Origin of the sequence: Nodosilinea sp. FACHB-141 (assembly GCF_014696135.1) — a bacterium.
Taxonomy (GTDB): Bacteria; Cyanobacteriota; Cyanobacteriia; order Phormidesmidales; family Phormidesmidaceae; genus Nodosilinea.
Genome location: NZ_JACJPP010000022.1, coordinates 122,437 through 137,516, shown reverse-complemented (window position 1 = coordinate 137,516; position 15,080 = coordinate 122,437). Strand labels below are relative to the sequence as shown.

12 protein-coding genes are annotated in these 15,080 nt (G+C 52.9%); 3 read left to right on the top strand and 9 right to left on the bottom strand.

Annotated features, from left to right (window positions below):
- Positions 1 to 613 precede the first annotated feature (613 nt).
- The gene (locus H6F59_RS22965; RefSeq protein WP_190706248.1) at positions 614 to 2,413 is read left to right on the top strand and encodes an ATP-binding cassette domain-containing protein; all 1,800 of its coding nucleotides are present in this window, start codon (positions 614 to 616) and stop codon (positions 2,411 to 2,413) included.
- Positions 2,414 to 2,556: 143 nt separating this feature from the next.
- Here H6F59_RS22965 and H6F59_RS22960 read toward each other — a convergent pair whose 3' ends face one another.
- The 9 genes from H6F59_RS22960 to surE all read right to left on the bottom strand — a co-directional run bounded on the left by H6F59_RS22960 (position 2,557) and on the right by surE (position 12,349).
- Positions 2,557 to 3,711, bottom strand: coding sequence for a hypothetical protein (locus H6F59_RS22960; protein WP_190706245.1), 1,155 nt, complete (start codon positions 3,709 to 3,711; stop codon positions 2,557 to 2,559).
- A gap of 71 nt (positions 3,712 to 3,782) precedes the next feature.
- On the bottom strand, positions 3,783 to 4,526 hold the full coding sequence (locus H6F59_RS22955) for a precorrin-2 C(20)-methyltransferase (protein WP_190706242.1): 744 nt from the start codon (positions 4,524 to 4,526) through the stop codon (positions 3,783 to 3,785).
- A 48-nt stretch (positions 4,527 to 4,574) separates the two neighbouring features.
- The gene (locus H6F59_RS22950) at positions 4,575 to 6,533 is read right to left on the bottom strand and encodes a sodium:proton antiporter (RefSeq protein WP_190706240.1); all 1,959 of its coding nucleotides are present in this window, start codon (positions 6,531 to 6,533) and stop codon (positions 4,575 to 4,577) included.
- A 63-nt stretch (positions 6,534 to 6,596) separates the two neighbouring features.
- Positions 6,597 to 7,787 (bottom strand): MltA domain-containing protein, encoded by a 1,191-nt coding sequence (locus H6F59_RS22945; protein WP_313887294.1) that lies wholly within the window; start codon positions 7,785 to 7,787, stop codon positions 6,597 to 6,599.
- 50 nt (positions 7,788 to 7,837) lie between these two features.
- On the bottom strand, positions 7,838 to 8,092 hold the full coding sequence (locus H6F59_RS22940; protein ID WP_073607332.1) for a hypothetical protein: 255 nt from the start codon (positions 8,090 to 8,092) through the stop codon (positions 7,838 to 7,840).
- A 131-nt stretch (positions 8,093 to 8,223) separates the two neighbouring features.
- A complete protein-coding gene (locus H6F59_RS22935; RefSeq protein ID WP_190706235.1) occupies positions 8,224 to 9,132 on the bottom strand; it encodes a MoxR family ATPase in 909 nt (302 codons plus the stop codon).
- Positions 9,133 to 9,225: 93 nt separating this feature from the next.
- A complete protein-coding gene (locus tag H6F59_RS22930) occupies positions 9,226 to 10,299 on the bottom strand; it encodes a bifunctional riboflavin kinase/FAD synthetase (RefSeq protein ID WP_190706232.1) in 1,074 nt (357 codons plus the stop codon).
- A gap of 49 nt (positions 10,300 to 10,348) precedes the next feature.
- Positions 10,349 to 11,296, bottom strand: coding sequence for an MBL fold metallo-hydrolase (locus tag H6F59_RS22925; RefSeq protein ID WP_190706229.1), 948 nt, complete (start codon positions 11,294 to 11,296; stop codon positions 10,349 to 10,351).
- A 216-nt stretch (positions 11,297 to 11,512) separates the two neighbouring features.
- Positions 11,513 to 12,349, bottom strand: coding sequence for a 5'/3'-nucleotidase SurE (gene surE, locus H6F59_RS22920; protein ID WP_190706226.1), 837 nt, complete (start codon positions 12,347 to 12,349; stop codon positions 11,513 to 11,515).
- 118 nt (positions 12,350 to 12,467) lie between these two features.
- Here surE and pheS point away from each other — a divergent pair, with 118 nt between their 5' ends.
- Both pheS and H6F59_RS22910 read left to right on the top strand, forming a co-directional pair.
- On the top strand, positions 12,468 to 13,469 hold the full coding sequence (gene pheS / locus H6F59_RS22915) for a phenylalanine--tRNA ligase subunit alpha (RefSeq protein ID WP_190519988.1): 1,002 nt from the start codon (positions 12,468 to 12,470) through the stop codon (positions 13,467 to 13,469).
- Between the two features lie 336 nt (positions 13,470 to 13,805).
- Positions 13,806 to 15,044, top strand: coding sequence for a Zn-dependent hydrolase (locus H6F59_RS22910; RefSeq protein ID WP_190706223.1), 1,239 nt, complete (start codon positions 13,806 to 13,808; stop codon positions 15,042 to 15,044).
- The last annotated feature ends 36 nt before the right edge of the window (positions 15,045 to 15,080 follow it).

Sequence of the window (15,080 nt, the reverse complement as noted above, 5' to 3'; positions counted from 1 at the left end):
GGCGTTTTGCGTAGCTATTTCACCACAACGTTTTTTTGAAATCTATTTAGAAATAATTATATTAGATGTAGATGAGCATTAGCCTTCTATTGGATATATCCTATGCGGCAAGGTGTAGATGTAAATATCTGATGAAATTTCATGGTCAAAAGGCTTGACGAGCTCCTGGATTACACAACCTCATGGCACGGTTCTTTCTTTGCCAATCGCTTTCACCCATAAAGTCATTTTATAAGCGTCATGAGAAGTTGGCATTAACGAATCTTCCCCTGCCGGCAGAAAATCAGAGAAAGAGAAACGTTCTGAGGATAGATTTAGATAAGCAGGAAGATGCTGTGAAGCTTCTTTAAAGTGTTCTCCTAGGAGCATGAATAATTCGCTCTACTAAATCTATCGTTACTAAGATTTGGGTACTATAGTAATGGGACACCTAGCAGTTTTTTCCACCCATAGCTTAGGTTACAATCAATTGCATAATTGTTTGGTCAAACATCATAGGGATCTAGACGATAGATCATTTGTTCTGCTGCGTGCTTAGTACAGAGGGTTTGTCAAGTACTTTTGCTCGGCTAATTCAGTTAAGGCATTTAGCAGTTATTTTGAGGGAGAAGTAGTGAGTTATTTTCAAAAGTTTCTTTATGTTTTTTCTGGACATCAACGTCAATTAATTTGGCTAGTTGGCATTTTTCTGCTTACATCTCTTTTAGAAGCCTTTGGAATAGGCTTAATTGGTCCATTTCTAAATTTGGCAGGTGATGCAGAAAAGGTTGTTCAGCAAAGCGATACATTTAATTGGATCTATCAAACCTTCGGATTCAACAGCCTAGAGAAGCTTGTTCTTTGGTTTGGCATCTTTATTATTGTTATCTTTCTGCTAAAAGGAGCTATTTACTTCTTGAGCAAGCGTTATTCATATAAAGTTCTCTTCGATCAGAGAGCCGCTGTTCAAGAACGTCTCTTTAATACCTATCTACTTGCTCCTTACGATTTTCACTTAACAAGAAATACTGCGGATTATATTAATAAAATAACTAATGAAACGCATCGATTCTGCTTTATGGTTTCTTTGCCTATGGTAGAATCGGTCTCTCATGCCATTGTAATTGCCACACTTTTAGTGTTAATGGCAAAGACTAACAGTTTATTATTAACTGTTTCACTAGCTGCGCTTTTCCCCGCTTTTGTGGTCTTCTCTTTCTTGGTAAAGCGATTAAAGCAGTGGGGTAAATTATCGACTATTGCTCGAGAAGAAACTATCAAGGCTGTTAATCATGGATTAGGAGGCATCAAAGAAACTCGGGTCTTTGGTTGCGAAAATTATTTTCGTAAGGAATTAGAGGAGCATGTACACGAGGAAGCGCGAGTAGAAATTCTCTTTCAGAGTGCTCAATTTGTGCCGCGAACAATGATTGAGACTCTCTTAATAACAGCTATTGTTGGTTTTGTTTGTGTTTCTCAGTTACTTATAGGCCAGGACTTTCAAGCAGCAATTGCTAGCATGGGTGTATTTGCTGTTGCTTCTTTGAGGTTAATTCCGGCTGCTAGTAATTTGGCAGAGTGCATTGGCAAGCTGCGGAACTCAGCCCATAGTCTGGACATGATGTATTTGGATCTGAAAGAGATTGAAAACAATGAGTCCAGCAAATATGAAAACCCCTCATTGCTAGCAAGCTCTTCCTCTACTTCCGACCAAAAACATTCTTCTAATTTTTCTGAAAGCCTGAAGATTTCTGACATCTTTTATCAATACCCCAGTTCTCCAAAGCCTTCTCTAGTGGGCGTTTCAATGGAGATTAAGCGAGGGGAGTCTATTGGACTCATAGGCCAATCTGGAGCAGGGAAAACGACTCTAGTGGATGTGATGTTGAGCCTGCTGATCCCTCAGAGTGGCGATATTTTTCTTGACGGAAAATCAATTTATAGTGATTTGCCGAACTGGAGAAAGCTGGTTGGCTATATACCTCAGTCCATCTTTTTAACTGACGACACTATTGAGAAAAATATTGCTTTTGGAGTTCCGAAAGCTGAGATTGACAATGAACGTTTGTGGTATGCAATCAAAGCAGCGCAGCTTGAGGAACTGGTTCAAGACTTGCCAAACGGCATTGATACTGCAGTAGGTGAGCGTGGAGTACGTCTCTCGGGCGGACAACGCCAGCGCATTGGCATTGCCCGCGCACTTTATCACCAAAGAGAGATCCTCGTCTTGGACGAAGCAACCTCTGCTTTAGATAATGAAACGGAACGATTGATTAGCGAATCAATCAGGGCTTTAGCTGGTTCTAAGACTCTAATTATCATTGCCCACCGGTTGTCAACGATTGAGCACTGCGATCGCATCTACGTTCTCGACAAAGGCACAGTAGCTCGGTCTGGAACCTATGCTGATGTCGTTCTCGCACCTCAAAAATAGATCGTACTTATTAAAAGGCCACCAGTGAGCTTGAACAAATGCTTACTGGTGGCCTTTAGTGACTAAGCGCTGAGGTCAAAGCTCAATGGCTCAGTTAACCAACTACCGTTCTGTAGAATCAGTCAAAGTTCTCTGAGAGGCTGTTACTCAGCTGTTGAGTTGCTAGGTTCTTCTGATGCAGCCGTGCGCGATTGCAGAAGAGCCTCACGACTGATGCAATTTTGGTCGTCGTATTCTATCTCTACAGTGACTTGATACAAGGTATTTACTGCCAAGGCGCTATCGTCCGCATTCTGTTTCTGGAGGTCTTGAAGAGCCTGTTCAGCTGCTTGGTTTAAGAACGGGTAACCGGTGCTTTTCAGCACTGTGGTCCATAACTCGAGGCTGTCGCTAGTTTCACCGGGTAAACCAACTACGCCCAGTAACGCATCGGCAGGTTCAGGAGATAGGCAGAGTCGACCACTGTAGGGAACTTTGAGAACAATAGGATCAGATGCCTCGGTAACTGTATCTCCTAATTTTTCTTGCACAGATTGCAGCCAGGCCGCCTTGGCAATTTCAACCTCACTGGCGCTGGTTTGAGCATCGTCAAACTCTACCCTAGCTAGCAGTTCACTAGCTTGCTCGGTCTCTGGTTCTGCTGATGGCGCGGCAGGGTTTGTAGGTTCTAACGGAGCACTCGCGGCATCAGGTCCCTGTCCATTAGCTTGATTTGGCTCTAAATCAGCAGCGCTATTTCCGCTGGTATCTTCTGGAGAAGTAGCGGTTGGTGTCGAAGCACCTTGGGATACAGCATCTTCAGCAGGAGGCCTAACAGGGCGTCGGATCGCGCTCCTGTTGAGTGAAGACGGGAAAGGAGTGCGGCGGGGAGACAGTGTTATAGAGGAACGACCAGAGGAGGTATAGGGTGAGATACCCGAAGGAAAAGGATTAGAGGGCAACCTAGGAGCAGGGATCGCCAAGGACGCACCAAAGTCTGAACCGGGCTCAAGGGGTAGGCTGCTGCCTGAGGGGGGAAACAAACTCAATAGATCGTCTCCACCATCTAAAGAATAGGCAGGGGTCGAAAAGTCGGGTAGACGATTTTGCTCCTCGGGGGTGAGCTCAATCAACGGAACCCGACGTTCTTCTGAATTTGAATCGCCTTCTCCCATAGCGGTAGCGCTTAAGCTGGAAAAGGAGGGACCAGCAGCAAACAACACTACGTGAAACCCCAAGGACAACAGCGCCGCTATCCACTGGGGTTGACGGGCGGTTTTGAGCAGTTGGTTTAACCTGGGCGAGTTAGGTGAATTCATGCCGTACTGTGCTGTTTGCGATCGCTATGAGGTATTGACTTAACCCTATAAACCTGGGTTCCTAGTCATCTCTAGGGTAGCGGATTTGCCCCCGACCTTATGACCATCAGCGAAAAGTACGGCAACTCTAGACAGGGGTAGGTCGTCAGGGGGCGATAGACGATCTGGGTAGGCTGAGTGGCGTTCACTATGACCCAGCTGTGCTCCAAGAGACGTCGCTGGTGTAGTAATTGCCAAATCTGGTTGTACACTGACCCCACCTTGAGCAGCACTACGACATCAGCCCAGTTCAAAATAGCGTTCAGCTCATTCACGGTATAAAGAGCAGGTAGTACCACTAGCTTGTCTGACTGCACCGTGAGCGGCAACCCGAGGGCGCTGACCGCTGCCATCGGTGAGCAAATGCCAGGGATGCGAGTGATTTGTGCTGCTGGGTACCGGCGCTCCAGGCTCAAGGCCAGGTAGTTGAAGGTGCCGTAGAAGCTGAGATCGCCTTCACAGGCAAACACCACGTTTTGGCCTTGGCTGAGACACTGCCAAACGCGATCGCCTGCCTGCTGCCAAGCGCTGGTGAGCTGGTCTGGGTCGAAAATATAGGGAAAATCGAGCGGCAGTAGCTGTTGCTGATCCAGGTGCGGCGCAATGATTGTTTGGGCCAAACCGGGTCGACCGCTTCGCCCCTGGGGAAAGGCTACAACATTGGCTGACTGAAGACATTTGAGCGCTTTGAGCGTGATTAAGTCGGGGTCTCCAGGGCCAACGCCTATGCCAGTGAGCGTACCCAGTGCTGAAACGTGAGGTGGGTTGGAAGCCATAAAGTCGATGGTGAAGACTGGAGCGCCATAGCGTCAGGAAAATTCAGCTTATCTAGAATCTGACGCAACTGGCCCTTCAGAAATCAATGTTGCTGCTATGGCGGTTTCTGCTGGAGAATCCTTTGGCGCTGAGGGCACGGCCTCCACCACAGGCAATGTTTCTAGGGTGAGCCGACTGGGCTGAATACCACCCGCAAGTCGTTTGAGCAGTTTGGGCTTGGAGTCATGCCAGAGGTAGATCAGGCGATCGCCCACCTCCCATCGGTCTTGCCCTAAGGCAACTCGAAGCGCATCGTCGCGCTCCACCAGCAGGGGCACCATGGCACTGTTGTACACCAGCGTAGCCAGGTGCGCCTGTTGCAGCTCGCTATTCTCCTGCCGCAGCCAGGTCTCACCCAGGCGCACCTCCCCGTCGTTCAGGTAAGTATTCCACTGCTTTAGGGAGAGGCGCGGCGTCTGTGCCCCCTTTAGCTGTCCCTGATTGGGCAGCTCGCCCCCGCTCTTCTCCTGAGGCACCACCGCTACTACCCGTGCTGGCTGAAACTCCTCCAGCGCCCGCTGCGCTACCACAGCATTGACTTCGCCGTTTTTGGTCATAGCCAAAAAGGTGCCTGCTTTATCTAGACCCGCCCGCTCCAAGACGTCGCGATCGAGGGCGCTGCTAATCAAAAGCTCGATGCCTTCCTTCTCGGCGGCATCGCAGGCGGCGTCATTGGTGTCAATCATGACTACCGGGTCGCCGTATTCCCTCATTAAACGAGCTATCAGCAAACTGAGGGGGTTGCACCCAACAATTACGGCCCCCACCGCAGCAGCCTTGGTAATGCCGAGCCAGCTAGCCACAAATCGCGCCGTGAGCCCCTGCATCATCACCGTCATAATAATGGTGAGAAACACCAGGGCCTTGATCGCCTCTCCCCCGCTAATACCCCGCTCAGTCAGCAAAATAGCAAATAGAGAGGCCACCGAAGCCGACACAATGCCGCGAGGGGCAACCCAGCCCAAAAATAGCTTTTGGCGCCAGTTTAAATCGCTGGACTGGGTACACAACCAGATATTCGCCGGGCGCACCACCACCATCAGCACTAGCACCGTCAAGACCGCTCCTCGGCCTAGGGCAAACACACTGGCAATTGACAGGTCTGCCGCCAGTAAAATAAACAGTACCGACACCGCCAGCACCGTCAGCTGCCCCTTAAACCGACGCAGCAGCCGCTCGTCGGGCACCGACAGCCAGCGCACCACCATGCCCGCTACTACGGCAGCCATCAGCCCCGCCTCGCTACGAATGCCCTGGGCCAGCCCAAACAGCCCCCACAGTCCTGCCAGCACCACGAGGTTGCGCAGATCTTCTCCTAAAAAGCTGGCCTGCTTTAGCAAAAGACCAATCAGGCCACCGCCGACTACGCCAATCAGCGTGCCAATGCTCAACCGCAAAATCAAGCCGCTGACGACCGTAGTGGGGTCAGCATCTCCATTGAGAATAATATCGAGCACCACCACCGCCAGGATGGCCCCAATGGGATCAATCAGCACGCCTTCACCCTCTAACAGGGTTGCCACCTTGCGATCGACCGCCACCTGGCGCAGCAGAGGCCCAATTACGGTAGGGCCAGTCACCACGATCAGCGAAGCGTAAAGAAATGCCAGCGACCAGGGAAACTCCCCCAGCCAGTGGGCTGCCATACCGCCGCCAATCAGCGTGACAAAGATGCCAATAGTAACCAGGTTGCGCAGACTGTTCGACACCTGACCTAGTTCACTCAACTCTAGGCTTAATCCTCCCTCAAAGAGAATGAGCGCCACACTGAGGGCCACAATTACCTCTAGCCCAATGCCTAAGTCTTGAGGATGGAGTAATCCAAAGCCATCCGGACCCAAGCCAATGCCAAAGAGCAGCAAAAAAATAATGCTGGGAACCCTGGCTATCTCCCCGATGACTTGCGCAGTAACTCCGGCCAGCACCGTGAGTACAATCTGTAGGGTGAGGGCAAAGGAAGTATCCATAGGCCTATAGGGTAACACCCGGACTGTGGCAACTCGAGGGAACAGCGCTAGAGGCACCGCCCTTTAGGGACGTAGCAGCAGGTAATATAGGCGCCCTGATGTGTTGATACGTCCAGCTAGCTCCCCAGCTTGGCTACCCGATCCTACATACAAATCGACTCGTCCAGGGCCTTGAATAGCGCCGCCTGTATCTTGGTCGAGTACTAAGCGGGTAGTAGGTTGGCTAACCCAATCGCCCTGAGGTGTTTGTTGAGGTAACGACAGCTGAATCGCCGCGATCGCCCCTGGTGGCATCAGTGATTTATCGGTGGCGATCGAGTAGCCAGCGGTTACCGGCACACTTAAGCTACCCGAAGGTGGCCCATCACTGCCTTCACGAAAGAAGATAAACCGTTCGTTTTGAGGTAAGTAGTGGTTCAGGTCTTCGGGATGAGCTTCGAAGTAGGCTAGCAGATTGGGCAGTGACAGATCGTTTGGGTCGATTTTGCCATCGTCGACCAGGGCACGGCCAATGCTGGTGTAGGGATATTCAGTACGACCCGCGTAGCCCACCGACATCACCTGACCATCGGTGAGTTGCAGCTTAGCCGAACCCTGCACCTGTACCAGAAACGCCTCCAGGCGATTGGCCAACCACACAAGTTCTAAACCAGCGAGGGCACCCTGCCCGCCCGCCAAGCCATCCACGCCCTCCAGCTCTAGGCGGGTTGGGTGAGGCTGAGGCCAAGTATCTAGGGTAGGAGGGCGACGGTAGAGGGGATAACGGTATTCAGCAGTAGGAACCGCGCTGGCTCGATACTGCGGCTCAAAGTAGCCCGTGTAGGCAACGGTGCCCCTGCCATCGGCTCCAACCGATTCATAAACAACAAATTGTCGCCTTAGAGCAATCTGAAAAGCCTGATTGCTGGGGCTGGTAGCGACTAGCTGCCGCAAACGTTGCAGACTGCGCCACACGCGATCGCGCGTAATGCCCGGTACTGGATAAGCCTGATAATCTGCTGCCGCCTTCGGTGTAGCTAAGTAAGTAAAGCTATGGTTGATTGCCTGTATCAACGCTTGGCGGTCAGCAGGCAGCACAAGGTCAGCCCATAGACGGCTCTCCCTATCCCCCATCAATGGCGTCAGGGGTGGAGCTGCTGAGGGCTGAGCATCAGCGGGAAGATCTGAAACGAAGAGATCCTGAGCTTCACCTCTTTCAGCCGCCAGCGCGAACAGTCCACCGCTTTGCCCAACCAGACAGGCTACCGTTGCCACACCTGCTGTTAGCAACCGAGTATTTATGCTTGCCCTAACCCAACCAACCATTAATACCGCTCAACGCTAGAGCTAAACACTGGCTCCACCCGAATCGCACTGACGCGGGACGGACGAATGACCATGTATTCGCCAGGATTGACCTTAGGCAGAGGCACTGTGATGAACTCATCGGAGGTGGCCTTGGGCATCAATTCGCCGCTGTACCACTTTTGAAAATCTTGAATGGAAGAGAAGCGTACCTCTTCGTGGTGGCCGCCATCCAACAGCATGTGAATGATGTACTCACTGGGCGTTCTTGGCATAGGAAATTGCGATCCTTCAGTTCACCGCCCCTATTATGGGCTGTTTGGCCATAAAAACTACCATTCTCTCCAGGGGAATTTGTCTGCCCTGGTAACGCAGAAGCTACACGTCGCCCTGGATAAGCACAGTCTTAAGGAATTGGAGTAGTTTCGAGTAGGTCAACCACCAGCCGCTGAGGCCGATGGTGGCCAGCCGGGATCAGGCGATGGGCCAACACATGGGGGGCCAGTTGCTTAGCATCGTCAGGGATAGCATAGCTGCGCCCTTCTAGGTAGGCCAGAGCCTGAATCGCTTTGTAAAACGCCACCGAGCCCCGTGGGCTGACACCAAGGGTAATGTCGCTGTGGGTGCGGGTGGCCCGTACGAGGTCGAGGATGTAGTGCTGCAACGACTCTTCAACGGTAACCCGGGCACATTCTGTCCGCAGAGCCATAACCTCATCTAGGGTGATGCAAGGCTGAATGTCGTGGGGAGAGACCCCACCCCCAAGGCGCTGAAGCATGCTCAGTTCTTCACCCTCGGTGGGGTAGCCGAGGCTAAAGGAAAGCGCAAACCGGTCCATTTGGGCTTCGGGAAGCGGGAATGTACCCTGGTATTCCACCGGATTTTGGGTTGCAATCACAAAAAACGGGGCGGGCACCGGACGGGACAAGCCGTCTAGGGTCACCTGGTGCTCTTCCATCACCTCTAGGAGTGCCGACTGAGTGCGTGGGGTGGCTCGGTTAATCTCGTCAGCTAGCAGAATGTTGGCAAACACCGGCCCCGGCATGAACTGAAACTCGCCGCTGTTGGGATTCCAGATGTTGGTGCCGGTCACGTCAGTGGGCAAAAGGTCGGGAGTGCACTGAATGCGCTGAAATCGACCATCAATACAACGAGCCAGCGATTTAGCCAGCAGAGTCTTGCCGACCCCCGGCACATCCTCAAGCAGAGCATGCCCCCCTGAAAACAGCGCCACTAGCACTAGCCGAATGGAGTCTGATTTCCCAACGATGGTTTTGTCTAAATTTTGAACTAGCGTTTCAATCCGCTCGCGCATGCTGGTGACCCCTGCTATACCAAATCCGGCTGGCAACTGCGGTTATCCATAGAAAAACCCTTGCCCCTAGACATGGCTTAATTGTGTTTAGGCCTATGATGCCCCGATCGCCCCCGAACTGCCTAGCGGCTGTCGCGCCAGTTCGCCTAGCGCCTGTTGGCAGTCACGCTGGATTTGGGTCTTGAGATCATCAAGGCTGCCAAATTTTTGCTCAGGCCGCAGGAAACTATGTAGATACACCTCCAAGGTTTTGTCGTAGAGGTTACCCTCCCAATTGAGCAAATGTATTTCAGCGGTGAGTGCGACTCCCTTTACCGTAGGGCGGGTGCCCAGGTTCATAACCGCCGGTACGAGAGGATAAGGGGTCTGAGTTGCTCCATGCACCCACACGCTATACACCCCCGTTTGAGGCAAAAACTTCTCGGCGGGCAAGTACAGATTTGCGGTGGGAAACCCAATAGTTCGCCCCAGTTGCTGCCCCTTTACCACCCGACCAACCAAACTGTAAGGCCGCCCCAGCAGCGCCTTAACCGTATCGAGATCGGTTTTTTCCAAAGCCTGGCGAATGCGAGAGCTGCTAATGCGATCGGTACCTAAATCGACGACAGAAGCAATGTGAACCTGAACCCCATAGCGGGCAGCTAAAGCTTTCAATTCGTCTACAGTGCCCTGGCGTTTCTTACCAAAGCAAAAGTCTTTGCCCACGCTGATGTGCTGCACCCGCAAATGTTTGACTAGCAGCGTTTCCACAAAGTCTTCGGGCGAGAGGCTAGCTAAGGACTGGTCAAAGGGCAAGAGCACCAGTTGACCAATGCCCAAGCGGCTGATCTGGGCAGCTTTTTCAGGTAGAGGTGTTAGTAGCGAACGAGCCTGCCCCGAAAAGAACTCCTGCGGATGCGGGAAAAACGTCATCACGGTAGGAATAGGACTCACCGCCGGCTGAGAGTTTGCAGTTGGAAAGCTACTCTGAGCCCTCTGGCGCTGACTCAACCCTCGCAGCGGCACTTGAGTCAACTGCGGGTTGGCATGAAACTCGCCCTGTCCCTGAGCCCCTAAGGGCACCACTGAGCGAATGACGGCCTGATGCCCTAAATGGACACCATCAAAGTTCCCCAAGGCGATCGCCGTTGGAGTAATAGCTGTTGTAAGCGAAGACGTGATCCACACGCTTTACATTTTACACAGTCTGTTGGGCTCAACCGAGCTGAGAAGCAATTCAGCTCGGATCAGGTTCGAGGTGCATCGCTTCCAGGGATGAGGAGTAATTCCCTAGGGCCTTCGTGCCAATGGCTTTCGACGGCAGAGTAGCGCGGGCGGCCGTTAGATCAAGCACCATACCTTCTTTGGCCACCACTGCGCCAGGGAAGGCGGCCTTGGTTTGAACCGCTATCTGATCCATAAAGTCGTCGTCGTGGGCGGGGTCGTGGTGGAAGATGACTAAGGTCTTGACCCCAGCCGCTTTGGCGACCTTTACGGCCTCCTGCCAAGTGGAGTGACCCCAACTTACCTTGCTCGATTTGGGGTCGTTGTACTCGTCGTCGGTATAGGTGGCGTCGTAGATCATGACGTCGGCATTGCGAGCCAGCCACACAGCGTTGTCATCCAGACGATCTGGATAGTGCTCGGTATCGGTGATGTAGGCTGCTACCTGATTCTGCCAAGTCACCCGATAGCCCACCGCTTCGCCGGGGTGATTGAGCAGGGCGTTTTCGATGGTAATGTCGCCTATATGCAGGGTTTCCCCAACTTCGATGTCGCAAAATTTGAGATCGGCCCCCATCACCTGGAGCGGCACCGGAAAGTTGGGGTGCAACATCTGGTCGTTGAGGCGCTGCTCAATGGTGGAGCCGTTGGGAGCGATCGCACCGTAGATATTAAACCGGTTGCCCCGCACAAAGGCCGGGACAAAGAAGGGAAAGCCTTGGATATGGTCCCAGTGGGAGTGGGTAAAGAACATGTTGGCCTCAACGGGCATTTCAGCCAGCAATGACAGGCCCAGCTCTCTCAGACCGGTACCCCCGTCAAAGATCAGGCGATGTCCCCCGACCAACATCTCGACACAGGAGGTGTTACCGCCGTAGCGCACCGTAGACGGCCCTGGGCAAGCAATGCTCCCACGTACGCCCCAAAACCGGACTAAAAACTGCTCAGTAAGCTCAGCCATGAATCTCTCGGGATGGGAAAGCATGGAACATTAGGCTAGAAATACAAGTACGCCTTGGGGTAGAGCACAACCATGATATTTCTTCAATAGTAATGAACTCTAATCAAAATGATCAGTGTGGAGCACCCACCCTACCTAGAAGGCGTCAGAGCTTGACTCGATGCCTTGGCCTTAGTCTGCCCCGAAGCGCCGTGAGATTTCGTTGTGAACTATATTTTACTCTACTTGCTCTGGCAGCAGAGGCCGCTCACCCTGGGCTAAATCTAACAGATCGCCTACGGCAGTCAGGTTATATTGCAGCGGCGTAACCGAGATATAGCGATCGCGAATCGCTTGCACATCGGTCGGAATACCCGTCATGGCCTGAGTCAATTCGGGAGGCCAGCCTTGGTTAGGTAAGGGATCCTCGATGTCTTCGACGGCTTCCCCCGCTAGCCAGTAGTAGGTTTTGCCCCGAGGATCGAGGCGTTTTTCAAACTGGTCGAAATAGCGGCGAATGCCCTGGCGAGTAATCTTGGCCCCTTTGATCTCCGCTGCCGCCACCGCCGGCACGTTGACGTTGAGCAGCATGGGGCGCTCTAGGGGGAAACGATCGCGATCGCTTAGCAGATCGCGAATGAAGTCGGCAGCGGGGACGAAGCTGCCCTGGGTAAAGCTAGTCAGACTAACGGCGATCGCTGGAATGCCCTCCATTACCCCCTCCATCGCCGCCGACACTGTGCCGGAATAGACCACGTCGGTGCCCAGGTTAGCGCCGTGGTTAATGCCTGAGACCACAACCTCTGGGGGCGTTGCCATCAGCGCCCCCAGGGCCAGCTTGACGCAGTCGGCGGGGGTGCCAGAGCAACTCCAGGCTTCAATGTCATCTTTGAACACCGACTCGATCATCTCAGCACGAATTGGCTTGTGCATCGTGAGCCCATGGCCGGTAGCGGAACGCTCGCGATCGGGGCACACCACGGTAACCCGGTGACCCGCCGCCGCTAGGGTAGAGGCTAAGGTGCGCATCCCTAGGGCAAAAATACCGTCGTCGTTGCTGATGAGAATGTTCATGACTGTTCCCCCGCCACACTAAAATAATCAAAGCCCAAAGCTAGCCTAGAGCGCCAAGGTATTGCCCAGAGCTGGCCGGGCTAGCCTCCCTATATTGTTGTTGCACCATACACGCAGAATGACCGCCGCACCCACCTCGCTCGAAACCGACCTAATGGCCATGAAGGAGGCTGCTAGGAGCGCGATCGCCGCCGCCGCCACCCTAGATGAACTGGAGCAGCTGCGCATTGGCTACCTGGGCAAAAAGGGCCAACTCTCTAAAGTGCTGGGGGGCATGGGCAAACTCTCCGCCGAAGAGCGTCCCCGCATTGGTGCGTTGGCCAACGAAGTTAAAGAACTCATTCAAACCCAGCTTGATCAGGGCAAAAGTGCTTTAGAAGCCGCTCGCATTGAGGCTCAGCTGGCCACCGAAACCTTAGATGTCACTATGCCTGGCATCTTCCAACCCCAGGGCCGCATTCACCCCATCAATAGCATCATCGATCGCATCGTTGATATTTTTGTGGGGTTGGGCTATACCGTCGCCGATGGCCCCGAAATTGAGACTGACTACTATAACTTCGAAGCCCTTAACTTTCTGCCCGACCACCCGGCCCGCGATATGCAGGACACGTTGTACCTGCCCAATGGCCATCTGATGCGCACCCACACATCCAACACTCAAATTCGCTACATGCAGGCCAATGAGCCGCCCTTGAGGGCCGTTGCCATTGGGCGCTGCTATCGCCGCGACACAGTAGATGCCACCCACGCCGCCGTGTTTCACCAGATTGAGTTCTTCGCAGTGGATACAGACATTACCTTCACTGACCTGCGAGGCACCATCAAGGTGTTTCTAGAAGCGCTCTACGGCGAGATTCCCGTGCGGTTTCGGCCCAGCTTTTTCCCATTCACCGAGCCCTCTGCTGAAGTAGATGTAGAGTGGCAGGGCAAGTGGCTAGAGGTGCTGGGCTGCGGCATGATCGACCCCAACGTGCTGAAATCTGTCGGTTATGACCCTGAGGTTTACAGCGGCTTCGCGGCAGGACTAGGGGTAGAGCGCCTAGCCATGGTTCAGCACCAAATCGACGACATTCGCCGCCTTTACACCAGCGACCTGCGGTTTTTGCGACAGTTCTAAATACCTGCTAACCCTGGCCTGTTTAGGGGCAAGCTAGGGTTAGCTGAACCAAGTTCTTAAATGGCTGATGTGGCCCCCAGTTCAAAGCTCCGATTGCTTAGCGGTTCACCTATTCCGATACGGTAGGTCGCCGAGCTAAATCTCAGCGTTGCTGTTGCGGCTTCATTGGACCTTTCTAGCTATCGTTTCGCAGAAAGTTCTCTCTAAACAGAACTCTGCCAGGTCTCTGTATACAGTCTATTGTATACAGAGGCGTCACGGTTATATGATGGTCTGTAACGTTTTCTGGAGTCAAACGTTTCATCTCTTCACTGAACTCCTTTTAACTGAATACCTATGGCTCGCTTACAAACCCTTAGCATCAACGGCAAACGGCTCAATCAAAGCATTGACGATCTAGCCCAAATTGGGCAGCTCAGCAACGGCGGCATTTGTCGGCTGGCCTTTAGCTCAGAAGATATTCAGGGCCGCGAGCTGGTACGACGATGGATGGTAGAAGCAGGTTTGAGTACCTGTATTGACACCGCTGGTAACCTGATTGGTCGCCGCAATGGTCGCACCAACGCCCCAGCGATCGCCACTGGCTCCCATATCGACACAGTGCCCTGTGGCGGCAAATTTGACGGCAACCTGGGTGTGCTAGCGGGTATCGAAGTAGCCCGCACCCTTCAAGAAAACAACATCACCCTTGACCACCCCTTTGAGGTGATTGTGTTTGCCGACGAAGAAGACACTATGGTTGGCGGGCGTGCCATGGCCGGCACTGCCTCGCTCGATGCTGCCGACTACCACCGCAAAGACGGTCGCCCCATCGATGAGTGCGTCAACGCCGCCGGGGGAAATTGGGACCAGCTCTCTCTCTCCCAGCGCACTCGTGATGATATCTGTGCCTTTGTCGAACTCCACGTTGAACAGGGAGGAGTGTTAGAAACAGCTCAGAAACAAATTGGCGTAGTGCAGGGCATAGTGGGTATGCAGCGCTACCAAATCCACATCACTGGGCGGCCCAACCACGCTGGCACCACCCCTATGGATCAGCGTCAGGATGCTCTAGTAGCAGCAGCTCAGGTAGTTCTGGTGGTAAACCGTTTGGGCAAGCGCCCCCCCGCCCAGCAGGTGGCTACGGTGGGTGCTCTGCAAGTGTGGCCCAATGCTGACAACATTGTGCCAGGGCAAGTACAGTGCAGTATCGACGTGCGCGACCTAAATCAGTACGTCATCAATGATCTGATTGACGATCTGAAAGAAGAATTGCGGTTGATTGCTCAAAATACCGGCACTCAAATCGAGATTGTACCTCAGCTCAATGTGGCACCCAGTCCAGCGGCTGACCATATTCAAGCTGTTATTGCTGAGGTAAGCATTAACTTAGGCCTGAGCCATATGCCGATGCCCAGCCGTGCTGGACACGATGCCCTTGAAATGGGTCGATTTACCGACATGGGTATGATTTTTGTGCCCAGCGCAGGCGGCTTCAGCCACTCTGAGGTGGAGTACACCACCCCCGAAGAGTGCATCAACGGAGCCAACGTGCTATTAGAAACGGTGCTGAGGCTGGATCGCCACTATCGCTAAGTCCCAAGAGACGCTGGTGAAGCTAATCTTTAAGAC

Excerpts from the sequence above, each read along its gene's own strand:
- H6F59_RS22935 (WP_190706235.1), bottom strand. The coding sequence starts at position 9,132 with ATGCGCGAGCGGATTGAAACGCTAGTTCAAAATTTAGACAAAACCATC.
- H6F59_RS22950 (WP_190706240.1), bottom strand. The coding sequence starts at position 6,533 with ATGGATACTTCCTTTGCCCTCACCCTACAGATTGTACTCACGGTGCTG.
- pheS (WP_190519988.1), top strand. The coding sequence starts at position 12,468 with ATGACCGCCGCACCCACCTCGCTCGAAACCGACCTAATGGCCATGAAG.
- H6F59_RS22940 (WP_073607332.1), bottom strand. The coding sequence starts at position 8,092 with ATGCCAAGAACGCCCAGTGAGTACATCATTCACATGCTGTTGGATGGC.
- H6F59_RS22910 (WP_190706223.1), top strand. The coding sequence starts at position 13,806 with ATGGCTCGCTTACAAACCCTTAGCATCAACGGCAAACGGCTCAATCAA.
- H6F59_RS22960 (WP_190706245.1), bottom strand. The coding sequence starts at position 3,711 with ATGAATTCACCTAACTCGCCCAGGTTAAACCAACTGCTCAAAACCGCC.
- H6F59_RS22925 (WP_190706229.1), bottom strand. The coding sequence starts at position 11,296 with ATGGCTGAGCTTACTGAGCAGTTTTTAGTCCGGTTTTGGGGCGTACGT.
- H6F59_RS22955 (WP_190706242.1), bottom strand. The coding sequence starts at position 4,526 with ATGGCTTCCAACCCACCTCACGTTTCAGCACTGGGTACGCTCACTGGC.
- surE (WP_190706226.1), bottom strand. The coding sequence starts at position 12,349 with ATGAACATTCTCATCAGCAACGACGACGGTATTTTTGCCCTAGGGATG.